This window comes from Achromobacter sp. DMS1, assembly GCF_001270295.1.
Genome location: NZ_LHSJ01000038.1, coordinates 1 through 20,948, shown reverse-complemented (window position 1 = coordinate 20,948; position 20,948 = coordinate 1). Strand labels below are relative to the sequence as shown.

Annotated in this window: 19 protein-coding genes and 2 pseudogenes; 12 read left to right on the top strand and 9 right to left on the bottom strand. The window is 67.1% G+C overall.

Translation table 11 applies throughout. The annotated features are described in order from the left end of the window. Positions 1-227: 227 nt before the first annotated feature. The 3 genes from AD428_RS07005 (at position 228) to prpF (ending at position 4,796) form a co-directional block, all read left to right on the top strand. Entirely contained in the window at positions 228-935 is a 708-nt protein-coding gene (locus AD428_RS07005; protein ID WP_053243824.1) for a GntR family transcriptional regulator, read from the top strand. Continuing rightward, positions 932-3,547 (top strand): Fe/S-dependent 2-methylisocitrate dehydratase AcnD, encoded by a 2,616-nt coding sequence (gene acnD / locus AD428_RS07000; RefSeq protein WP_053243825.1) that lies wholly within the window; start codon positions 932-934, stop codon positions 3,545-3,547. The genes AD428_RS07005 and acnD overlap by 4 nt, the downstream gene beginning before the upstream one ends. A gap of 64 nt (positions 3,548-3,611) precedes the next feature. Next, positions 3,612-4,796, top strand: coding sequence for a 2-methylaconitate cis-trans isomerase PrpF (gene prpF, locus AD428_RS06995; RefSeq protein ID WP_053243826.1), 1,185 nt, complete (start codon positions 3,612-3,614; stop codon positions 4,794-4,796). Between the two features lie 30 nt (positions 4,797-4,826). Here the strand turns inward: prpF and AD428_RS06990 are convergent, their stop codons facing one another. Then, a complete protein-coding gene (locus tag AD428_RS06990) occupies positions 4,827-5,825 on the bottom strand; it encodes a fimbrial protein (protein WP_053243827.1) in 999 nt (332 codons plus the stop codon). Positions 5,826-5,890: 65 nt separating this feature from the next. Further along, positions 5,891-6,886, bottom strand: a complete 996-nt coding sequence (locus AD428_RS06985) for a fimbrial protein (protein ID WP_053243828.1) — start codon at positions 6,884-6,886, stop codon at positions 5,891-5,893. A 460-nt stretch (positions 6,887-7,346) separates the two neighbouring features. Here AD428_RS06985 and AD428_RS06980 point away from each other — a divergent pair, with 460 nt between their 5' ends. The 8 genes and pseudogenes from AD428_RS06980 (at position 7,347) to AD428_RS06945 (ending at position 14,743) form a co-directional block, all read left to right on the top strand. Next, the gene (locus AD428_RS06980; RefSeq protein ID WP_200907969.1) at positions 7,347-7,934 is read left to right on the top strand and encodes a cysteine dioxygenase family protein; all 588 of its coding nucleotides are present in this window, start codon (positions 7,347-7,349) and stop codon (positions 7,932-7,934) included. After that, on the top strand, positions 7,931-9,127 hold the full coding sequence (metC, locus tag AD428_RS06975; RefSeq protein WP_235488722.1) for a cystathionine beta-lyase: 1,197 nt from the start codon (positions 7,931-7,933) through the stop codon (positions 9,125-9,127). The genes AD428_RS06980 and metC overlap by 4 nt, the downstream gene beginning before the upstream one ends. A gap of 42 nt (positions 9,128-9,169) precedes the next feature. Further along, a complete protein-coding gene (locus tag AD428_RS06970; protein WP_053243830.1) occupies positions 9,170-10,732 on the top strand; it encodes a rhodanese-like domain-containing protein in 1,563 nt (520 codons plus the stop codon). A gap of 65 nt (positions 10,733-10,797) precedes the next feature. Beyond that, positions 10,798-11,622 (top strand): transporter substrate-binding domain-containing protein, encoded by an 825-nt coding sequence (locus tag AD428_RS06965; protein ID WP_053243831.1) that lies wholly within the window; start codon positions 10,798-10,800, stop codon positions 11,620-11,622. Between the two features lie 39 nt (positions 11,623-11,661). Beyond that, positions 11,662-12,356 (top strand): annotated as a pseudogene (locus tag AD428_RS06960) (amino acid ABC transporter permease). Positions 12,357-12,359: 3 nt separating this feature from the next. Further along, positions 12,360-13,051: pseudogene (locus AD428_RS06955) on the top strand (amino acid ABC transporter permease). Positions 13,052-13,072: 21 nt separating this feature from the next. Beyond that, a complete protein-coding gene (locus AD428_RS06950; protein ID WP_053243834.1) occupies positions 13,073-13,798 on the top strand; it encodes an amino acid ABC transporter ATP-binding protein in 726 nt (241 codons plus the stop codon). Between the two features lie 78 nt (positions 13,799-13,876). Beyond that, entirely contained in the window at positions 13,877-14,743 is an 867-nt protein-coding gene (locus AD428_RS06945; RefSeq protein ID WP_053243835.1) for a LysR substrate-binding domain-containing protein, read from the top strand. Positions 14,744-14,789: 46 nt separating this feature from the next. Here the strand turns inward: AD428_RS06945 and AD428_RS06940 are convergent, their stop codons facing one another. From AD428_RS06940 to AD428_RS06930, 3 genes are read right to left on the bottom strand one after another with little or no spacing between them, the layout of a single operon-like run. After that, a complete protein-coding gene (locus AD428_RS06940; protein ID WP_053243836.1) occupies positions 14,790-15,587 on the bottom strand; it encodes an aldolase in 798 nt (265 codons plus the stop codon). 8 nt (positions 15,588-15,595) lie between these two features. Further along, on the bottom strand, positions 15,596-16,246 hold the full coding sequence (locus AD428_RS06935) for a glutathione S-transferase family protein (protein ID WP_053243837.1): 651 nt from the start codon (positions 16,244-16,246) through the stop codon (positions 15,596-15,598). 27 nt (positions 16,247-16,273) lie between these two features. Next, positions 16,274-17,233 carry a Bug family tripartite tricarboxylate transporter substrate binding protein gene (locus AD428_RS06930; protein ID WP_369798666.1) on the bottom strand — a complete coding sequence of 320 codons (960 nt, stop codon included), beginning with the start codon at positions 17,231-17,233 and terminating at the stop codon, positions 16,274-16,276. 135 nt (positions 17,234-17,368) lie between these two features. On the opposite strand from AD428_RS06930, the gene AD428_RS06925 reads away from it, so the two are divergent. Further along, on the top strand, positions 17,369-17,896 hold the full coding sequence (locus AD428_RS06925) for an XRE family transcriptional regulator (RefSeq protein ID WP_053243838.1): 528 nt from the start codon (positions 17,369-17,371) through the stop codon (positions 17,894-17,896). A 25-nt stretch (positions 17,897-17,921) separates the two neighbouring features. On the opposite strand, the gene AD428_RS06920 is transcribed toward AD428_RS06925, so the two are convergent. The 4 genes from AD428_RS06920 to AD428_RS06905 all read right to left on the bottom strand — a co-directional run. Next, positions 17,922-18,878 (bottom strand): tripartite tricarboxylate transporter substrate binding protein, encoded by a 957-nt coding sequence (locus AD428_RS06920; protein WP_053243839.1) that lies wholly within the window; start codon positions 18,876-18,878, stop codon positions 17,922-17,924. Positions 18,879-18,929: 51 nt separating this feature from the next. Further along, positions 18,930-19,571: a 3-oxoacid CoA-transferase subunit B gene (locus AD428_RS06915; RefSeq protein WP_053243840.1), complete on the bottom strand. Its 642-nt coding sequence runs from the start codon at positions 19,569-19,571 to the stop codon at positions 18,930-18,932. Then, positions 19,564-20,232, bottom strand: a complete 669-nt coding sequence (locus AD428_RS06910; RefSeq protein ID WP_053243841.1) for a 3-oxoacid CoA-transferase subunit A — start codon at positions 20,230-20,232, stop codon at positions 19,564-19,566. The genes AD428_RS06915 and AD428_RS06910 overlap by 8 nt, the downstream gene beginning before the upstream one ends. A 45-nt stretch (positions 20,233-20,277) precedes the next feature. Beyond that, positions 20,278-20,948, bottom strand: a 671-nt coding sequence (locus AD428_RS06905) for an acyl-CoA dehydrogenase family protein (protein WP_053244645.1), incomplete at its 5' end; no start/stop codon positions are given.

Here is a 20,948-nt window from a genome sequence, read left to right as displayed (position 1 = left end):
CGCCCTGCTCACCGCCTGTTCCGGCCCCGGCGGGCCGCCGCATCCCGGGGCGGTCAACCCCTACAGCAGCGGCGGGTTCCACGACGCCGGCCCCAATTACCCCGATACGGGCATCTGAGCGCCCGGCTTGCGGCCCGCCGCGTTCCGGACTAAATTGTTGACAATCAGTGAATTCCAAGCCGAAATAATCGGCAAAACGCAGTAAAACTCACAAGATTGTCAACACCATGAGCAAAGTGCTCACGCTGCCCGACCCGGCGGGCGACGCCGAGACGCTGTCCGACCAGCTTTTCCGCAAGCTGCAGTCGGCCATCGTCAAGGGTGAGATCGCGCCGGGCAGCAAGATTTCCGAGCCTGAGCTGGCGCGCGCCTACGGCGTGAGCCGGGGGCCGCTGCGCGAAGCGCTGCACCGGCTCGAGGGGCAGAAGCTGCTCGTGCGCGTGCCGCACGTGGGCGCGCGCGTGGTGTCGCTGAGCCAGCAGGAGCTGTGCGAGCTCTACGAAATACGCGAATCCCTGGAGGGCATGGCCTGCCGCCTGGCGGCCGAGCGCATGCACGCGCAAGACGTGCAAGAGCTGCGCCGCGTGCTCGAGGCGCACGAGCGCGACGAGGCGTTCCAGGCGGGCCGCGGCTATTACCAGCAGGAGGGAGACTACGATTTTCACTACCGCATCGTTAAGGGCAGCGGCAACCAGATGCTGTTTCGCATGCTGTGCGACGAGCTCTACCAGCTCGCGCGCATGTACCGCATCCAGTACTCCAACACGCCGAACCGCCCGCGCCAGTCGTACGCGGAACACCACCGCATCCTGGACGCCATCGCCGACGGCGACGGCGAGCTGGCCGAAATCCTGATGCGCCGGCACATCCGCGCATCCCGTCTCAACATCGAACAGCAGATCGCGCAAGGCAAGCTGCAAAAGAGCGAAGCATGAACCATTCCTACCGCAAGCCCCTGCCGGGCACCCGCCTGGATTATTTCGACGCCCGCGCCGCCGTGGAAGCCATCGCCCCGGGCGCCTACGACGAACTGCCCTACACCTCGCGCGTGCTCGCCGAAAACCTGGTGCGTCGCTGCGAGCCCGCGCTGCTCAACGACGCCCTCCGGCAGCTCATCGAACGGCGCCGCGACCTGGATTTTCCGTGGTACCCGGCGCGCGTGGTCTGTCATGACATCCTGGGCCAGACGGCGCTGGTGGACCTGGCGGGCCTGCGCGACGCCATCGCCGAAAAAGGCGGCGACCCGGCCAAGGTGAACCCGGTGGTGCCGGTGCAGCTCATCGTGGACCACTCGCTGGCCGTGGAGTACGGCGGCTACGATCCCGACGCCTTCGCCAAGAACCGCGCGGTGGAAGACCGGCGCAACGAAGACCGCTTCCATTTCATCGACTGGACCAAGCAGGCGTTCCGCAACATCGACGTGGTGCCGCCGGGCAACGGCATCATGCACCAGATCAACCTGGAGCGCATGTCGCCGGTGATCCATGCGCAGGACGGCGTGGCCTACCCCGACACCCTGGTGGGCACCGACAGCCACACGCCGCACGTGGACGCGCTGGGCGTGATCGCCGTCGGCGTGGGCGGCCTGGAGGCCGAGAACGTCATGCTGGGCCGCGCCTCCTGGATGCGCCTGCCCGACATCGTGGGGGTAGAACTCTCCGGCCGTCCGCAGCCCGGCATTACCGCCACCGACGTCGTGCTCACGCTCACCGAGTTCCTGCGCAAGGAGAAAGTGGTGGGCGCCTACCTGGAGTTCTACGGCGAGGGCGCGGCCGCGCTCACGCTGGGCGACCGCGCCACCATTTCCAACATGGCCCCGGAGTACGGCGCCACGGCCGCCATGTTCGCCATCGACGGGCAAACCATCGACTACCTGCGCCTGACGGGCCGCGAGGAAGAACAGGTGGCGCTGGTGGAAACCTATGCCAAGACCGCCGGCCTGTGGGCCGATACGCTGAAGAACGCCCGCTACGAGCGCGTGCTGCGTTTCGACCTCTCCACGGTGGTGCGCACGCTGGCCGGCCCCTCCAACCCGCATCGCCGCCTGCCGGTTTCCGACCTGGCCGAGCGCGGCATTGCCGGCAAGGTGGCAAACACGCCGGGCCAGATGCCGGACGGCGCGGTCATCATCGCGGCCATCACAAGCTGCACCAACACCAGCAATCCACGCAACGTGATCGCCGCGGGCCTGCTGGCGCGCAACGCCAACCGCGCGGGCCTGGCGCGCAAGCCCTGGGTGAAAAGCTCGCTCGCGCCCGGCTCCAAGGCGGTGGCCCTGTACCTGGACGAAGCCGGCCTTACGCCCGAGCTCGAAAAACTGGGCTTCGGCGTGGTGGCCTTCGCCTGTACCACCTGCAATGGCATGTCGGGTGCGCTCGACCCGAAGATCCAGCAGGAAATCATCGACCGCGACCTCTACGCCACCGCCGTGCTGTCGGGCAACCGCAATTTCGACGGCCGCATCCACCCGTACGCGAAGCAGGCCTTCCTGGCCTCGCCGCCGCTGGTGGTGGCCTACGCCATCGCCGGCACCATCCGCTTCGACATCGAGCGCGACGTGCTGGGCGTGGACGCGGAAGGCCGCGAGATCCGCCTGAAAGACATCTGGCCCAGCGACGAGGAAATCGACGCGGTGGTGCGCAGCGCCGTCAAGCCCGAGCAGTTCCGCAAGGTGTACGCCCCCATGTTCGGCATCCAGGACGAGCGCAAGACGGCCGTGAGTCCGCTGTACCCCTGGCGCCCCCAGAGCACCTACATCCGCCGCCCGCCATACTGGGAAGGCGCGCTGGCGGGCGAGCGCACGCTGCGCGGCATGCGGCCGCTGGCGGTGCTGGGCGACAACATCACCACCGATCACCTCTCGCCGTCCAACGCCATCCTGGCCGACAGCGCGGCGGGCGAGTACCTGGCGAAGATGGGCCTGCCCGAGGAGGACTTCAACTCCTACGCCACCCACCGCGGCGACCACCTCACGGCCCAGCGCGCCACCTTCGCCAACCCCAAGCTCTACAACGAGATGGTGAAAAACGCCGACGGCACCGTCAGGCAGGGATCGCTGGCCCGCGTGGAGCCCGAGGGCAAGGTGATGCGCATGTGGGAAGCCATCGAAACCTACATGGAGCGCAAGCAGCCGCTCATCATCGTGGCCGGCGCCGACTACGGCCAGGGCTCTTCGCGCGACTGGGCGGCCAAGGGCGTGCGCCTGGCGGGAGTGGAAGCCATCGTGGCCGAGGGCTTCGAACGCATCCACCGCACCAACCTGATCGGCATGGGCGTGCTGCCGCTGGAGTTCAAGCCCGGCACGAACCGCAAGACGCTGGCGCTGGACGGCACCGAAACCTATGACGTGGTGGGCACGCGCGAACCGCGCGCCGACCTCACGCTGGTCGTCCACCGCCGCGACGGCCGCACCGAAGCGGTGCCGGTCACCTGCCGGCTGGACACGGCCGAGGAGGTTTCCATCTACGAAGCGGGCGGCGTGCTGCAACGCTTCGCCCAGGACTTCCTGGAGGCCGAATCCGCCGCCGGCGCGCAAAAGGCCGGTTGACGCCCGGCAACGACGGCGGGCGCAGGCCCGCCTTTCCCGTAACCCTAAACACCAGGACTGCGCCATGGCACACGCCCCCCAGATCCGTATTCCCGCCACCTACATGCGCGGCGGCACCAGCAAAGGCGTTTTCTTCAAGCTGGACGACCTGCCCGAATCCGCCCGCGTGCCCGGCCCGGCTCGCGACGCCCTGCTGCTGCGCGTGATCGGCAGCCCCGATCCGTACGGCAAACAGATCGACGGCATGGGCGCGGCCACCTCCAGCACCAGCAAGACCGTCATTCTGTCGCGCAGCGCCCGCCCGGACCACGACGTGGACTATCTCTTCGGCCAGGTCTCGATCGACCAGCCGTTCGTGGACTGGAGCGGTAACTGCGGCAACCTCTCGGCGGCCGTGGGGCCGTTCGCCATCGCCAACGGGCTGGTGGACGCCAGCCGCGTGCCGGCCGACGGCGTGGCCGTGGTGCGCATCTGGCAGGCCAACATCGGCAAGACCATCATCGCGCACGTACCCATGACGAACGGCGCGGTGCAGGAAACCGGCGACTTCGAGCTGGACGGCGTGACCTTCCCCGCGGCCGAGGTGCGGCTGGAATTCATGGACCCGGCGGAAGACGGCGACGGCGGGTCCATGTTTCCCACCGGCAACGTGGTGGACGAGCTGGAGGTGCCCGGCGTGGGCACGTTCAAGGCCACCATGATCAATTCCGGCATTCCCACCATCTTCCTGGACGCCGAGGCGCTGGGCTACAAGGGAACCGAGCTGCAGGACGATATCAATGGCGATGCCGCCGCCCTGGCGCGCTTCGAGACCATACGCGCGCACGGCGCGCTGCGCATGGGACTCATCGGCAAGCTGGAAGAAGCCGCCGCGCGCCAGCACACGCCCAAGGTGGCGTTCGTGGCGCCGCCGCGCGAGTACGTGGCCTCCAGCGGCAAGCGCATCGCCCGGTCGGACGTGGACGTGCTGGTGCGTGCGCTGTCCATGGGCAAGCTGCACCACGCGATGATGGGCACGGCCTCGGTGGCCATCGCCACGGCGGCGGCCGTGCCGGGCACCCTGGTCAACCTGGCCGCCGGCGGCGGCGAGCGCGACACCGTGTGCTTCGGCCATCCCTCGGGCACGCTGCGCGTGGGCGCCAAGGCCGAGCAGGTGAACGGCGAGTGGAAAGTCACCAAGGCCATCATGAGCCGCAGCGCCCGAGTGCTCATGGACGGCCGCGTGCACGTGCCGCGCGCGGGCTTCTGAATCGCGCCGCGGGCGGCGCGCCGCCCGCGGCTATTTGTAGTACACGTCGACGACCACCGTCGCGGAAAACGGTCCCGGTTCGCGGCGTTCGGCCATCCACTTCAGGTGTGTATCGATGCGCGCGGCCGTGCGTGCGTCCTTGCCGGGCGGCAGCAACCGGATTTCTTTGCCCCAAGGTATGGGTAAGCCATTCTCGCCGTACAGAAAAATGCCGACGGACTGGTTCTGGGCAGGGAGCAGCGCGTGATCCGCCAATACCGATCCCTTGGTGACGTTCATGACGGCGGATATCCCGGCCTGCAGCGAGCACTTCCTGTCCACCGTAACAAAAAAGGACCGCTCCGAGATGACGCCGCCTGTGGGGGCAGTGGACATGGAAATCGAGCCGAAGTCGATCACGCTCGGCGTTACGCTGGCCGCGGGCTGGCAATAGGCATAGCGCACCTTTTCCAGCCCTGTAAGAACGAGCTTGTAGGAAGAATTGCCAGGAGTGGGAAGCCCATTCTTGTCGCCGATGCTCATCGCGTCGGCGGCGGTGGCCGCGGCCAGCGGCCCCGACAGGCGGGAGGTGTCCCATGGACTCTGCTTCTTGAACAGAAACAGACTATAGGAAATCTGGAAGACCGTCTTGCGGCCTGAGCAACTAAAGAAGCAGGACGACGTCTTTCCGATCGACTTGCGGCAGTACGGGGCGATGACGGGGCAGGGTTCGTCGGTTCCATTCATGCGAATGCCCAGTCCGAGCCCCGGGCTGAAGTGGGTATCGTCGGTGGCGCCCGGATACAGGTATATATAGACATCCTCGCCCCAACCCCAGTGGTCGTGATAGCAGACCAGGGTGAGGTTGATGGTGGGAGAGCGCCACAACACCGTGCCCTCGCGCGCGTTGTTGTCCACCAGGATGACCGGGCCGTCGACGACCATGGACTCGTGGAGAGTCAACGGATCCTTGTAGCACCTGAAAGCAGCGTGGCTGTCTGCGGCAAACAGCGTGGCGGCGAAAAAGAACGAAACCAGCCAGCCTCTCATCGAGTTCCTCCCTGAGGAAGGCTATTGCCGCCGGGTCTTGCAGTGATTCTTCTTTGCATCGCTTGCTACTTGTAGTACACGCTGATTACGGCGGCGGCATGGAACGGGCCCGTCGTGGGCTTTTCCGTCAGCCATTTCGGCCGGACCCTGAAGCCGGCGGTGAAGTACACGTTTTCCGTGGGCGGCATCACGGTGAACTCCTCGTTGAACGGCACGGGAGACTTGCCGTCGGCGGCGTAGATGGAGATGCCCAGCGAGGCGTTATGGTCGGGAACCAGCGTGTACTGGTCCAGCAACCTGCCATTGGTCGGCACGATGATGGCCGACAGCCCGTAATAGCTGATGCAGTTCTTGCCGACGATGATGTAGAAGGACTTCTCGGCGATGGGATCGCCGACGCGCGCGCCGCTCATGGGAAGCGGCCCGAAATCGAGCACGGAGGGATACAGCGCTATTTTGGCCAGGCAGCCCACGTAACGCATGCGGTTCAGCCCCGTGACCGTCATGCGGAAGTTCTGGCCCGGACGCTCGTTGATGCCCCCCTCGCCGTCGATCTGGAAGGCGTCGTACTGGGAAAGCCCCGCCAGCACGCCCTCTTTGTGTGCGCTTTGCTCCGGTGTGGATTTCTTGGCGATGAAGAAGTTGTACGCAATCGAGAAACGGGTCTTGAAGTTGGTGCACAAGAGGGCGCAAGGCTCGGTCTCGCCGATTTCCATGCGGCACCGCTCCAGGCTGCTGCATGTGTAGTCGACACCCTTCAGGTTGACGCCGAACTCGATGTCGGGCCCCAGCTGGGTCATGCCCTGGTCGGTGGGGCTGAGATAGATGAAGACCTTCTCGCCTAGGCTTATCGACTTTTCCTGCTTGCATTCGACGCGCATGTGGTAATTGGGCGAGCGCCATAGCACCGTGCCCCTTGCTTCGTCGTTGGGCACGGCGATGGTGGTGCGGATGTCGACCGAATCCTTGGAAAGGCCGCCCTCCTTGAGACAAATGACGGCAAAGCCGGCTTTCGAAAAGCACAGCAAGGCGACGAGCAGAATCGACTGAAGGAGTTTCACTTTTTCCTCGATATGCCGCGGATGACCGTGGGCCGGGAAGCGCGGAAGACGGGCGGCGCGACGGCTGGATATTTCGCCGCCGGGGAACTCCGCCCGGGGCAACCCGATGCGGCGCCGGCACAGGATTGGGAATCATAAGAAGAGCGCAGGCGCCGCCACCATAGGATGAGACTGACAAGTGCGTAGGAAAAAACTCAAGCTTGTGCAGGTCGCTGCGTCCGCGGCCCGGCCCGGCGCCCGCGCGAGTTGCTCCAGGGCCGGAAAATGGATCAGTTTCTTATTGGTATTTTCCCCTAGAGACGGACGGTCCTCCGTCGCGCTCTTCTCGCCATTCCTCTATGAAAGCGGAAAATACATTAGCAATCCTAATGAATTTCAATGCAACTCTAATTTGAATCGCGCGGTCCGGCTCTTTAAGGTGGGCGCCTGTTTCCCACAAAAGACACGGAGCCCATACGCCATGCAGCAAGCCAACCCGGGATCGGCCCAGATCCGCGCCGCCATCGACCAGATCAAGGGGCTGTTCGAGCGCGGCGGAGAAAACCGCGACACCCTGGCCCAGGTCCTGGACAAACTGGTCGGCCTGGCCGCCCACAAAGACTGGTGGAGCGCCGAGCGCTACCCCGCGCCCGAGCAGGGGGAACTGCAGGCCCGCTACCTGATCCAGGAAGACGAAGACAAGTCCTATGCGCTGTACCTGAACGTCATGCGCCCGGGCAAGAAGATCGTGCCGCACAACCACACAACCTGGGCCTGCATCGCCGCGGTCGAAGGCGTGGAACTCAACTACACCTACGACCGCAAGGACGACGGCAGCGAGCCGGGCCGCGCCACGCTGGAGCAGACCGGAACCGTGGTCGTCGAACCCGGCGCCGGCATCGCTCTCATGCCCGACGACATCCACGCCGTGCACATCGAGGGCCAGGACGTCATCCGCCACCTGCACATGTACGGCCGTGCGCTGGAAACGCTGGACCGCCGCATCGCTTTCGATCTCGAAAAAGGCACCTGCCAGCAGATGGCCATCGGCGTGCAGACCCGCAAATGAGACGCGACATGGCCAAGGACCAGCACGCGCCGCAAGGCGCCTACGAAACCCGGCTGCTGCGCAGCGGCCGGCCCCACCAGGGCTGGGTGAACACGCCGGTAACGCGGGCCAGCACCTATGTGTTCGACAGCGTGGCGCAGTGGCGCGAGACGCGCCAGCGCCGCGGCCAGGAGCGCCTGCGTTCCTACGGCGCGCGCGGCACCGACAGCACCTATGCGCTGGAAGACGCGCTGGTCGAGCTGGAAGGCGGCTACCGCGCCAAGGTGTTCCCGACCGGGCTGGCGGCCATCGCCATGGTGTTTCTCGCCTACCTGAAGGCGGGCGACCACGTGCTCATGACCGACGGCGTGTACGAACCGGCGCGCGCGCTGTGCGCGCAGAGCCTGGCGCGCCTGGGTATCGAGCACAGCTACTACCAGCCCGATGGCTCCGACCTGGCGGAGAAGATCCGGCCCAACACGCGCATGATCTATGCCGAAAACCCCAGCTCGCTCGTCTACGAGATGATGGACCTGCGCGCGGTGTCGGCCCTGGCCCGGAAGCATGGCTGCCTGCTGGCGGTGGACAACACCTGGGGCTCGGGCTTCCTGCACCAGCCGCTGGCGCTGGGCGCCGACATCTCCATCATCGCGGCCACCAAGTACCTGAGCGGCCACGCCGACGTCATGATGGGCACGGTGGTCACGACCCGCGAGGCGTGGCCGGAACTGGAAACCGCGCAGGTCAATTACGGCCAGACCGTGGGCGCGGACGACGCCTACCTGCTGCTGCGCGGCCTGCGCACCCTGCCCGTGCGCCTGCGCGCCCACCAGGCGCACATGCTCGAAGTGGCGGGCTGGCTGCAGCGGCACCCGCGCGTGGCCCGTGTCTATGCCGCCGCCTGCGCCGAAGGCGCGCAGCGCGAGATCTTCGAGCGCGACTTCCGCGGCAGCAACGGCCTGGTGTCGGTGGAGTTCGCGCCCGAGGTCGGCCCCGAGCGCATGGAAGCCATGATCGACGCGCTGGCGCTGTTCGGCATCGGGGCCTCGTGGGGCGGCTACGAGAGCCTGGTCGTGCCCATGAACATGGCTTCCGCGCGCAGCCTGTCGTCCTGGAGCGGGCGCGGTCCGATGTGCCGTTTCCATATCGGCCTGGAAGACCCGGCCGACCTCATCGCCGACCTGCAACAGGCGTTCGACGCCCACCTTTCGTAGTCCTCCGCGCCGGCGCGGCCGGCGCTTCTTCCTGTTGAACCCATGGCAATCACACCCTCGATCCGCGCGCGCGTAGGCGCCGCCACGCTCAAAGACTGGCTGCACGACGGCCACGAGATCGCCCTGCTGGACGTGCGCGAGCATGGCCAGTATGGCGAGTCCCACCTTTTCTATGCCGTCAACGCGCCGTACAGCCAGCTCGAATTCGAAACGCTGCGCCTGGTGCCGCGCAAGACGACCCGCGTCGTGGTCTACGACCAGGCCAACGGCGTGGCGGAACCGGCGGCCGAGGCGCTGCGCGCCCTCGGTTATACCCAGGTCAGCGTGCTGGATGGCGGCGTCGACGCCTGGCGCGGCCAGGGCTATGCCCTCTTCGCCGGCGTCAACCTGCCGAGCAAAACCTTCGGCGAGCTGGCCGAACACGTCTTCCACACGCCCGCCATCACGGCCGAGGAACTGAGCCGGCGCCTGGCCGCCCGGGACAACCTGGTGGTGCTGGACGGCCGGCCGTTCGCCGAATACCAGAAGATGAGCATCCCCACGGCCACCTGCTGCCCCAACGGCGAGCTGGCGCTGCGGGTGGACGAGCTGGTGCCCGACGAGAACACCACCATCGTGATCAACTGCGCCGGCCGCACCCGCAGCATCATCGGCGCGCAGACGCTCATCAACCTGGGCGTGAAGAACCCGGTGTACGCCCTGGAAAACGGCACCCAGGGCTGGTACCTCAAGGACCTGCCGCTGGACCACGGCCAGTCGCGCCGGCATGGCATGGAAACCTCGCAGGCGGCGCTGGCGCGCGCCAGGGAGCGCGCCCAGGCGCTGGCGGCGCGCTACGGCGTTGCCGCTATCGACCCCGCCGCCCTGGCCGCCATGCGGGCCGACGGCGCGCGCACGACCTACGTCTTCGACGTGCGCACGCCGGAGGAATATCAGGCCGGCACCTACCCCGGCGCCGCCAGCGCGCCCGGCGGCCAGCTCATCCAGGCCACCGACCAGTATGTGGGCACGCGCGGCGCCCGGCTGGTGCTGGTCGACGGCGAGGGCGTGCGCGCCCCCACGGTGGCCAGCTGGCTGCGCCAGATGGGCTGGGAAGTCCACGTGCTGGAGGCCGCCGCGCTGGACGCGCCTCCGCCGCCTCCGCCGGCCGTGGAAAGCCGGTTGGCGCGCATCGACAGCGCGCAGGCCCGCGCGCTGCTGGAAGAGGGCGCCGCCTTCGTCGACCTGCGCCCCAGCATGGCCTACCGCAAGGCGCACATCGCCGGCGCGCGCTGGGCCATACGCGGCAAACCCGCCGCGGCCGACCGTCAGACCGTGCTCGTCGCCGAGGATCCGCGCGTGGCCGAGCTCTATGCGCGCGGCCTGCCCGGGAGCCTGGAACCGCTGCTGCTCGCCGATCCGCCCGCCGCCTGGACCGGCGCGGGCCTGCCGGTGGAGTCCAGCCCCGGCAACCCGCCCGACGAAGACTGCATCGACTTTCTTTTCTTCGTGCATGACCGCCACAGCGGCAACAAGGCCGCCGCGCGCAAGTACCTGGAATGGGAAACCAATCTGGTCAACCAGATCGACGAGCGCGAACGCGCCGCTTACCGCTTCGCCCCCTGAGGCGCGGCCGCGGCGCGGACCGCCGGCGCCGCCATCCACCATCAAGACAGTCCAAGGAGAAAACCATGAAGCCGTCCCTCGCAGTCATTGCCCTGTCCCTTTCCGCGGCCGCGGCCGCCAGCGCCCAGGCCCGCGACCTGAAGGAAATCGAGGCCAGCAAGAAGCTCGTCTGCGGCACCCAGAGCGCCAGCGAACCCTATGCCTTCCAGGATCCGGCCACGCGCAGGTTCGTGGGCTACGACGTCGACGTGTGCCAGGCGCTCGCCAAAGGACTGGGCGTGGAACTGGTGCACAAGCCGCTGTCCACCGAAGCGCGCATTCCCGAACTGAAAATGGGCCGCGTGGACGTGGTGGCCGGCTCCATGGCCTACCTGCCCGAACGCGCCGCCCAGGTCGACTACAGCCTGCAATACCTGCAGGGCAGCATCAAGGTGCTGGTGCGCCGCGACGAGAAGATCGGCTCGCTGGCCCAGCTCGAGGGCAAGCGCGTCTGCGCCAGCAAGGGCTCGTCCTCGGCCGCCATCGCCAGCCGCGTGCTGGCCAAGTCGAAAATCGTGACCTATCAGGATCTGGCCACCTGCTACCTGGGCCTGCAGAACGGCAAGGTGGACGGCATCTCGGCCGGCGAGCTCACGCTCAAGCGATTCGAGATCGAATCCGCCAAGACCGGCTCGCCCGCCGTGCTGGTCGACGAACCGCTGTTCACCGAGCGCATGGGGGTGGTGGTGTCCAAGGGCAACACGGGGCTGATGCAGGCCGTGGACAAGGTGCTCGCAAAGATGGACGCCGACGGCGAGCTGGACGCCATCTACGCCAAGTGGCTGGGCAAGGACTCTATCTACAAGCTCACCCGCTCCTTCAAGGTCGAACCGGTCGCCAAGGCCAATTGAGGATGAGGCGGCGGCCTCGCGCCGCCGCCGCTGCCGCTTATGGATCTGGATATTTCTTTTCTGCTGCACGGGCAATACGGCGAGCTGCTGCTCGACGGCCTGAAGACCACCCTGCTGGTGTTCGCGCTGTCGTGGCTGCTGGGCATGGCGCTGGCCGTCGTCATCGTGCTGCTGCGCGCCATACCGTTCAGGCCGCTGGACGCGCTGATGTCGCTCTTCGTGGAGTACCACCGCAACGTGCCCACGGTGGTGCAGATCATGGTGTGGTATTTCGGGATGCCCCAGGTGCTGCCGCCCGGGTTGAAAGCCTATGTCAACGCCGGCAACACCGAGCTGCTGTTCGCCGTGATCGCCCTGTCGCTCAACGTCAGCGCCTACATGTCGGAAGACCTGCGCTCCGGCCTGAAGGCCATTCCGGCCGCCCAGGCGAGGCGGGCCGCGCCATCGGCCTGGGCTTTCTGCAGAGCATGCGCTACGTGATCCTGCCCCAGGCGCTGCGCATCGGCGTGCCGCCTCTGGTCAACCGCTCGCTCATTCTCTTCAAGGACACGAGCCTGACCATGGTGATCGGCGTGACGGACCTCACCTACCAGGCCAAGAACATCGACAACCTCACCTTCCGGACCTTCGACGTCTTTGCCGTGACCACGCTGATCTACCTGCTGTGCTCGCTGGCGATCATGCTCGTGGGCAGCCGCGTGGAGAAGGCATTTCCGTCGGCCTACAAGGGATAAGCCATGCTCGACATCCTGCAAAAATACGGCGCCATGTTCCTGGTGGGTTCCTGGCCCAACGGGCCGCTGGGCGGCTTTGCGGCCACCCTGCTGCTGGCCGTGCTGGGGCTGGGCCTGGCCTTTCCCATCGCCGTGCTGCTGGGCTTTGCGCGCGTGGGGCACTACCGCCTGCTGCGCATCCTGGCCACCTGCTGGATCACGGCCTTCCGCGGCGTGCCGCTCATCATGATCATCTTCTGGGCGTACTTCGCGGTGCCGCTGGTCACCGGCATGACGATCTCGGCCTTCAAGACGGCGCTCGTGGCCATCGTGCTGTATGAGAGCGCCTTCCTGGCCGAAATCGTGCGCGCCGGCCTGCAGGGCCTGCCGCGCGGCCAGACCGAGGCGCGCGCGCCGCCGGACTGTCGTACTGGCAGAGCATGCGCTACGTGATCCTGCCCCAGGCGCTGGTCAACATGATCCCGTCGCTGGTGAGCCAGTTCGTGTCCACCATCAAGGCCACTTCCATCGTCTACGTCATCGGGGTGGAGGAAGTCACCTTCGTCGGCCAGCAGATCAACAGCATCGAACTCACGTCGGCCCTGCAGACGTATCTCATCCTGGCCGGCTTCTACTTCGCGGTCTGCCTGGCGCTCTCGCGCCTGGCCGCACGCATCGAAACCCGCATCCAGAAGCGCCGGCTCGGGCTGGCCTGACCATCACAGGGGGAAACCGCCATGATCGAATTGAAGAACGTGAACAAGTGGTACGGCGAATACCACGCGCTGAACGACGTCTGCGGCCGCGTCGAGAAAGGCCAGGTGCTCGTGGTGTGCGGCCCGTCCGGCTCGGGCAAGTCCACCATGATCCGCACCCTGAACCGGCTGGAGAACATCCAGAAAGGCGACATCACCGTCAACGGGGCCAGCATCTACGATCCGCGAAACGACCTGAACAAGCTGCGCGCCTCCATCGGCTTCGTGTTCCAGCAGTTCAACCTGTTTCCGCATTATTCGGTGCGCGAGAACGTGACATTGTCGGCGCGCAAGGTGTTCCGCATGCCGGCGCGCGAGGCCGACGAGCTGGCAGAAAGCCTGCTGGCCAAGGTGGGCCTGGCGCACAAGATCGACGCCATGCCCGCCAACCTGTCCGGCGGCCAGCAGCAGCGCGTCGCCATCGCCCGCGCCCTGGCCCAGCGGCCGCCCGTCATTCTGTTCGACGAGCCCACCAGCGCGCTGGATCCGGAAATGGTCAACGAAGTGCTCTGCGTCATGAAACAGCTCGCCGCCGAGGGCATGACCATGGTGGTCGTCACCCACGAAATGGATTTCGCCCGCGAGGTCGCCGACCGCATCTGGTTCATGGACGCCGGCTGCATTCTCGAAGACAGCACGCCGGCCGAGTTCTTCAGCGCTCCGCGCCATCCCCGCGCCCGCAAGTTCCTCGAGGACGTGCGGCACTGAGGCGGGGCGGCCGCGCATGCGCCGCGCCCCGATTTGCGCTAAGGTCCGCCGGTATGCCCGACATTCCGAGGATCTTCCATGCGCAACCTGGACCTGGACCTGCTGCGCACGCTGGTCGCCATCGCCGAACACGATTCGTTCTCCGCCGCCGCCGACAGCCTGCACAAGACCCAATCGGCCGTCACGCAGCAGATGCAGCGGCTGGAGCACCTGATCGACCTGCCGCTCTTCGAGAAGCGCGGCCGCAACAAGCGCCTTTCCAGCCACGGCGAGAAACTCGTCACCTATGCGCGCCACATGCTCGCCATCAATGACGAGGCCCTGCGCTCGCTGCAGGACAGCCTGCTGGAAGGCGAGCTGCACCTGGGCTCGCCGCACGACGTGGCCGACAGCATCCTGCCCAGCGTGCTGACGCACGTGGCGCGCACCTTTCCGCGCATCAAGCTGGAGATCCGCGTCGACCGGAGCCCGCACCTGATGACCGCGCTGCGCAACGGCGAGCTGGATCTCACGGTTTCCACCCGCTTCGACCCGGACTTCGAGGGCGTGGTGCTGCGCACCTCGCCCACCGTCTGGCTGTGCTCCGCCGACTACGTGCACGACATGCACGCGCCCGTGCCGCTGGTGCTGGCCGACGAGCCCAGTATCTTCCGCCGCATCGCGCTCAATGCGCTGGAGCAGTCCCAGGTCCACTGGCAGACCAACTACGTGGCTCCCAACCTGGTCGGCATCAAGGCGGCGCTGCGCGCGCGCCTGGGCATTACCGCGCGCAGCGTGGAGCTGCTGGGTTCGGACATGCGCGTGCTGGGCGAGAAAGACGGCCTGCCGCCCCTGCCCGACGTGAACTACTTCCTGTGGATGCGCCGCGACCACATCAACCCGCTCACGCGCCACGTCTACGACATGCTCAAGACCAACCTGCGGCTGTCTTCCAACGGCGCGTAGCGCCGGGGCGCCCGGCCTGGCGGGGCGAGGCGGCCGGCGACCCGTCCTAAGCCGGCCGCAGGCAGTCCGCGTTGCGCGGGTTCTTCAGCGCACGGCGGGCGTAGTACTCGAAGGCGATAGTGTTGCGTCGCGGGCGCAGGATCCAGTCGTGCGCTTCCTTGCCCAGCGCGGGGTCGATGGGCTTGATCTCGCCCGCCGCGCCGGCGAGCAGCTGCATGCGCGCGGCGCGCTCGAACGCAATGGCCAGCACGCAGGCCTCTTCCACCGACGAGCCGGCGATCAGCAGGCCATGGTGCGAGAGCATCAGCGCGCGCTTGCCGCCGAGCGCGCCGGCGATGAGTTCGCCTTCTTCGTTGCCCACCGGGATGCCCGGCCATTTGGCCACGAAGGCCACGTCGTCGTACAGCACGCAGTTGTCCATGTGCGAAACGATGAGCGGCTGCTCCAGCATGCCCAGCGCCGCGGTGTGCACGGCATGGGTGTGGATGATGCAGTTCACGTCCGGCCGCGCGCGGTAGACCCAGGAGTGGAAGCGGTTCGCGGGGTTGGGCATGCCGTCGCCAGCCAGCACATTGAGGTCTTCGTCCACGCGCAACAGGTTGTCTTCGGCGATCTCGTCAAAACCCAGGCCGAGCTGCTGGGTGTAGAACGTGCCCGGCGTCTCGGCGCGCGCCGTGATCTGGCCGGCAAGCCCGGAGTCGTGGCCATTGTCGAAGAGAATGCGGCAGGTCAACGCCAGCTTCTGGCGCAGGGAGTAGGCGCTTTCCGGGAACTGCTGGTCGATCTTGCGGGTGGACTGCGAAACCAGCGTGGCCTTGTCGAGCTTGAAAGTGTCGGTGTTCATGGGTAGACCTAGGGATGTTCTGCGGTGGAGAGATTGCGTTCCGGCTGGCCCGGGAAGAGCGCCTGGTATCCCGGCAGGCGCTCCACGCGCGCCAGCCAGGCCCGGATGGCGGGGTAAGGGTCCAGCGCGATGCCGCCCATGGGCGCCATGCGGGTATAGGGGTAAAGGGCCACGTCGGCGATGCTGGGGTGGTCTTGCGTGGCCACCCACCCCTGCGCGCCCTGCCGTTGCAACTGCGCCTCCAGCACCTGCAGCGCGGCGTGCGCCGCCCGCGCATGGCCGGCGTAAGGCTCGCTTTGCGGATCGCCGCGCCGGTGCAGCGCGAGGTTCAGGCGCAGCTGCGCCAGCGGCTTCATGTGACGGTCCTGCTCGAACGACAGCCAGCTCAGCACCCGGGCCTGCGCCAGGGCGTCCCGGGGCCACCACGGGCTGCCCTGCGCCAGGTAGTGGAGAATCGCCATCGACTCGGCCAGGTGCGTGCCGTCCGGCAGTTGCAGCACCGGCACGTGCGCCATGGGCGCGATGGCCAGGAATGCCGGGCTGGCCAGGTCGCCCCGGTCGATGGACAGCGTGCGGCGCGCCAGCGGCACGCCCAGCAGGCTGGCCATCAGCCGCACCTTCCAGGCATTGCCCGAACGCAGGGTGTCGTAAATCAGCATGTCGTCAACCCTCCTCCCGAAGCCGCGTCAATCGAGGCGCGTGCCCGCGGCCTGGATGACCTTGGACCATTTCTCGGTTTCGTTGGCGACGTGCTTCCGGTACGCCTGGACCCCTGTGGGCAGCGGCTCGATGCCCATCTGCGCCAGGCGCTGCACGAGCTCGGGACGCTCGAGCGCCTGCGCCAGCGCCTTGTTCAGCGCCTCGACCGTGGAAGCGGGCGTGCCGGGCGGCGCGATCAGCGCATTCCAGGAGCCGATCTGGAATTGCGGCAGGCCCTGCTCCACGCTGGTTTTCAGGTCGGGCGCCACGCGGCTGCGCCGCGCATCGGCGATGGCCAGCATTTTCAGCCGGTGCGCCTTGGCCTGCGGCTCGATGACGGGCAGCGCGTCGATCACGATGTTCACCTGGCCGCCCACCGCGGCGTTGACCGCCTCGGCCCCGCTCTTGAAGGGAATGTGCACGATATCCGTCTTCGTGGCCAGCTTGAAGAGCTCGATTCCCAGGTGCGGCGAACTGCCGTTGCCCGCGGACCCGAAATTCAGCCGCGCGGGGTTGTCCCTGGCGTAGCGCACCAGCGACTGCAGGTCGTCCACGCCCTCCACCCCGTTGACCGCCAGCACGTACGGCGAATTGCTGACCAGCGACACCGGCGTCATGGCCGCCGGGTCGTAGCCCAGCTTGCGGTAGAGCATTTTGTTCACCACCTGCGTGCCTACGGTGCCCAGCAGCAGCGTGTAGCCGTCGGGCTTGGCGGCCGACAGCGCCTGCGCGGCGATCGCCCCGCCCGCGCCGGGGCGGTTCTCTATCACGATCTGCTGCGACAGGGCCTCGCCCAGGTATTGCCCGACCAGGCGGCCCGCCACGTCGGTGATGCCGCCGGCGCCGAACGGAATGATCAGCCGGATGGGCTTGTCCGGGTACCGCGGCTGCGCCGCGCCCGCGGCGCAGCCCGCCACGCTTGCCGCGCCGCAAAGCACGGCCATCATGATCGCCCGACAACGTTTTCCGAACGTCATAACATATCCCCTTGCAAGTGGGCGGTTGTGGAGAGGCCGCCCGGTTTTTTGATCTATGACAAGAAACAAGTTGATTTTAGGACACAAGTGTCCAACAGGAAAGCAATGGCCGTCAAATTGAAGTTGTTACGCGTGCAGGCGGGCTTGACGCTGGAAGAGCTGGCCCAGGCGGCCGAGCTCACGCGCAGCTATGTGTCCAAGCTCGAAAGAGGGGTGTCCACGCCGTCCATCGGCGCCGCCCTGCGGATCGCGAAGGCGTTGGGCGTGAAAGTGGAGGAGCTGTTCGCCGAGTCGCCGGAAGACGATCCCATCGTCATCAACCGCGCCCAGCCCGGCGCGGACGCGCCGCGCCGCGCGCCCCGGGTGGTGTCCGGCACGCTGCCCGGGCACCGGATGGTCGCCTTCGTCATGAGCCCCACCGACGAGCCCGTGCGCAACCACCCCATGAGCCATCACCAGGGCGAGGAGATCCTCTATGTGCTCAAGGGCACCGTGAGCCTGCAGCTCGCGCGCCGGCGCGAAACCCTGAACGCCGGCGACAGCGCGCATTTCAACTCCAGCATCCCGCACAAGATTACCTCGGTGGGCAAGCATCCCGCCTCGGTGCTGCTGGTGATCGCGGAGGAGAAGTAGGCGGCGAAGGCCGCCCCTTGCTGCCTTACTGCACTTGCGGAATGCCCGCCTCCTCGATCACCTTCTCCCATTTGGCGATTTCGCTATCGACGAAGGTGGAGAACTCCCGGGGTGTGCTGGAGACGGATTCGACGCCCAGGGCGGCCAGCCTGTCGCGCACGTCGGGCAGCGCCGCCACGCGCGCCACTTCGTCCGCCCAGGCCCGGGCCACGTCCTGCGGCATGCCGGCCGGCCCCATGAAGCCCACCCACGACGTGACGAAGTACCCGGGATACTTTTCGCTGACGGCGGGCACCTGGGGCAGCGATTTCAGCCGCTTTTCGCTCGCCACGGCGATGTACTTGAGTTTTCCGGTTTCCACCTGCGGGTTCATCAGGAACACCGAGTCGAAGGTCAGGTCGACTTCGCCGGCCACGCCCGCCATCACCGACGGGCCGCTGCCTTTGTAGGGCACGTGCACCATGTCGACGCCCGCCAGCGACTTGAGCAGCTCGCCGCCGAGATGGATGATGGTGCCGTTGCCCGACGACGAATAGGTCAGCGAGCCAGGCTTCTTCTTGAGCTGGGCGATAAGCTCGTCCAGCGTGTTCACCGGCGTGCGGGGATTGGCGGCGATGGCCAGCGGGATCATTCCCGCCATGCTCAGGTAAGTGAAGTCCTTGCGCGTATCGTAGGGCAGGGATTTGTACAACGGCGCGTTGCTGGTGATGCTTGCCGTGGCCAGCACGACCGTATAGCCGTCAGGCTCGGCCTTCGCCGCCTGGTTGAGCCCGATCGTGGTTCCCGCCCCCGGGCGGTTCAGCACGATGACGGGCACGCCCCAGTGCTGGGTGATCTTCTCGGCGTACAGGCGCGCGATGGGGTCCACCGCGCCGCCGGGCGGATACGGCACGATCAGGTTGATGGGCCTGCTGGGAAACGGCGCGGCGGACGCCGCCGACGAAAACACGCACAAAGCCAGCAACAGCATTCGGATCATCATGACGCCTCCTCCCTTGTAAGACTCGTTGTCCGCAGCACGGCCGGATCGCCGCTACGCGAACCGCAAGACCGCCTCCGTTTTCCCGAGCAATTCATCCTGGCTCACGCCCGGCGCCATCTCGCGCACGACGAACGCATCGCCGGCGCATTCGAAGATTCCCAATTCCGTATAGACGCGCGTCACGGTGCGCACCGCCGTCAGCGGAAAAGCGCAAGCCTGGACGAGCTTGGGCGCTCCCGCCTTGTCCTGGTGGCGCATCATGACCAGCACGTTCCTGGCGCCCACGGCAAGATCCATCGCACCGCCCACGCCCCCGCCGCCTTTCTGGCCCGGCACTTTCCAGTTGGCGATGTCCCCGGACGCCGACACCTGCAGGGCGCCCAGGATGGAGTAGTCCAGCCTTCCGCCCCGGATCAGCGCAAACGAATCCGCATGATGGACAATGGACGCGCCCGGAATGAGGGTGGCCTGCTTCTTGGCGGCATTGACGACGTCCGGGTCTTCGCGTCCGGGCTGCGGCGCGGGTCCGAGCCCGATGATTCCGTTCTCGGAATGGAAGAAGACGGTCTTTCCCGCCGGGATGTGGCCGGCGACCCGCACGGGCAGGCCGATTCCCAGATTGACGACCGCGTGCTCCGGCAGATCCGCCGCCACGCGGGCAGCGATTTCGTCTTCCGACCATCCTTTAGTCATTTCCCACCTCCACCATCCTGTCCACGTACACGCCGGGAGTATGAATGTCGTCGGGGCCGATGCCGCCCACCGGAACCTTCTTCTTGACCTCGGCGATCGTGGTGCGCGCCGCCATGGCCATGATGGGATTGAAGTTCCGGCTGGCGAGCCGATACCTGAGATTGCCGTAGGGGTCGGCGAGATCCGCCTTGATGAGGGCGAAGTCGCCCCTCAGCGGCCGCTCGAACACGTATCCCCTGCCGTCGATGATGCGGCACTCCTTGCCTTCGGCCAGTTCGGTTCCGTAGCCGGTCGGCGTGAAGAATCCGGCCAGGCCGGCGCCGCCCGCGCGGATGCGTTCGGCCAGCGTGCCCTGCGGCACCAGCTCCACCTCGACGGCCCCGGCCTCGTGGGCGGCGAAATAGTGGTGCGAATCCGGCTGCGAGGGAAACGAGGCGATCAGGCGCGACACCTGGCGGTTCTTGAACAGGCGCGACAGCCCCAGCTCGCCGGTTCCGGCGTTGTTCGAGACAATGGTCAGGTCCCTGACGCGCGTGCGCGCCAGGGCGTGCAGAAGCTCGAACGGAAGACCGATGTCCCCGAAGCCGCTAACCAGTATGGTGGCGCCGCTCTCAATCACGCTGACCGCTTCGTCGGCGGATTCGTATGTCTTGTCGAACATGGCGTTGAACTCGTCGGAAGAAATGGGGCGGCCGTCCGGAGGGCGTCAGGGATGCAGCGCGCGCACGAACTCGGCCGCGCCCGCCCCGCCCTGCATCAGCGCCTTGCCCACCACGCCGTTCCAGTGCGCTTCGGAGCCGTGCGCGAGCCGCCAGGCATGCAGACGGCGCGTATGGAGCTGCAGGTCGTATTCCTCGGTAATGCCGATGGCGCCGTGCACCGCGTGCGCGATGGAGGCGGCCAGCGCCGCCGCTTCGCTGGCGCGGGCCTTGGCGACGGCCGACGGCAGAAGCGCGGGCTGCGTGGCCTGCGCGGGAAACGCGGCGGCGGTGGCGATGCGCGCGGCGGCGACGTGCTCGGCCATGACGGCCAGCTGGTGCTGGATGGCCTGGAACTTGCCGATGGAGCGGCCGAACTGGCTGCGGTCGTTGCCATATTGCAGCGTCAGCTCGAAACAGCGCGTCATGGCGCCCGAGAGCAAAGCTGCGTGCAGCGCCGCCCCCCAGGCCGCCAGGCGGCCATCGGCATTTTCTTCGAGCCGCACGCCCTTGCGCCGCCAGGCGTCGCCTTCCCAGGAAAGGTCGGCGGTGGATTCGCCGTGCAGGCCGCAACCGGCGCGCCGGGCGTCGGCCGCGTCGAGCAGCCAGAGCGCGCCATCGATTTCAGCCAGCACCGCGGCGGCCAGCATGCCGTAGGGCACGCGCCGCGCCGCGAGTC

Bases quoted from the DNA above. Each gene is read 5' to 3' on its own strand.
- AD428_RS07005 (WP_053243824.1), top strand. From the start codon at position 228: ATGAGCAAAGTGCTCACGCTGCCCGACCCGGCGGGCGACGCCGAGACG.
- acnD (WP_053243825.1), top strand. From the start codon at position 932: ATGAACCATTCCTACCGCAAGCCCCTGCCGGGCACCCGCCTGGATTAT.
- prpF (WP_053243826.1), top strand. From the start codon at position 3,612: ATGGCACACGCCCCCCAGATCCGTATTCCCGCCACCTACATGCGCGGC.
- AD428_RS06990 (WP_053243827.1), bottom strand. From the start codon at position 5,825: ATGAGAGGCTGGCTGGTTTCGTTCTTTTTCGCCGCCACGCTGTTTGCC.
- AD428_RS06980 (WP_200907969.1), top strand. From the start codon at position 7,347: ATGCAGCAAGCCAACCCGGGATCGGCCCAGATCCGCGCCGCCATCGAC.
- metC (WP_235488722.1), top strand. From the start codon at position 7,931: ATGAGACGCGACATGGCCAAGGACCAGCACGCGCCGCAAGGCGCCTAC.
- AD428_RS06970 (WP_053243830.1), top strand. From the start codon at position 9,170: ATGGCAATCACACCCTCGATCCGCGCGCGCGTAGGCGCCGCCACGCTC.
- AD428_RS06965 (WP_053243831.1), top strand. From the start codon at position 10,798: ATGAAGCCGTCCCTCGCAGTCATTGCCCTGTCCCTTTCCGCGGCCGCG.
- AD428_RS06950 (WP_053243834.1), top strand. From the start codon at position 13,073: ATGATCGAATTGAAGAACGTGAACAAGTGGTACGGCGAATACCACGCG.
- AD428_RS06945 (WP_053243835.1), top strand. From the start codon at position 13,877: ATGCGCAACCTGGACCTGGACCTGCTGCGCACGCTGGTCGCCATCGCC.
- AD428_RS06940 (WP_053243836.1), bottom strand. From the start codon at position 15,587: ATGAACACCGACACTTTCAAGCTCGACAAGGCCACGCTGGTTTCGCAG.
- AD428_RS06935 (WP_053243837.1), bottom strand. From the start codon at position 16,246: ATGCTGATTTACGACACCCTGCGTTCGGGCAATGCCTGGAAGGTGCGG.
- AD428_RS06930 (WP_369798666.1), bottom strand. From the start codon at position 17,233: ATGATGGCCGTGCTTTGCGGCGCGGCAAGCGTGGCGGGCTGCGCCGCG.
- AD428_RS06925 (WP_053243838.1), top strand. From the start codon at position 17,369: ATGGCCGTCAAATTGAAGTTGTTACGCGTGCAGGCGGGCTTGACGCTG.
- AD428_RS06920 (WP_053243839.1), bottom strand. From the start codon at position 18,878: ATGATGATCCGAATGCTGTTGCTGGCTTTGTGCGTGTTTTCGTCGGCG.
- AD428_RS06915 (WP_053243840.1), bottom strand. From the start codon at position 19,571: ATGACTAAAGGATGGTCGGAAGACGAAATCGCTGCCCGCGTGGCGGCG.
- AD428_RS06910 (WP_053243841.1), bottom strand. From the start codon at position 20,232: ATGTTCGACAAGACATACGAATCCGCCGACGAAGCGGTCAGCGTGATT.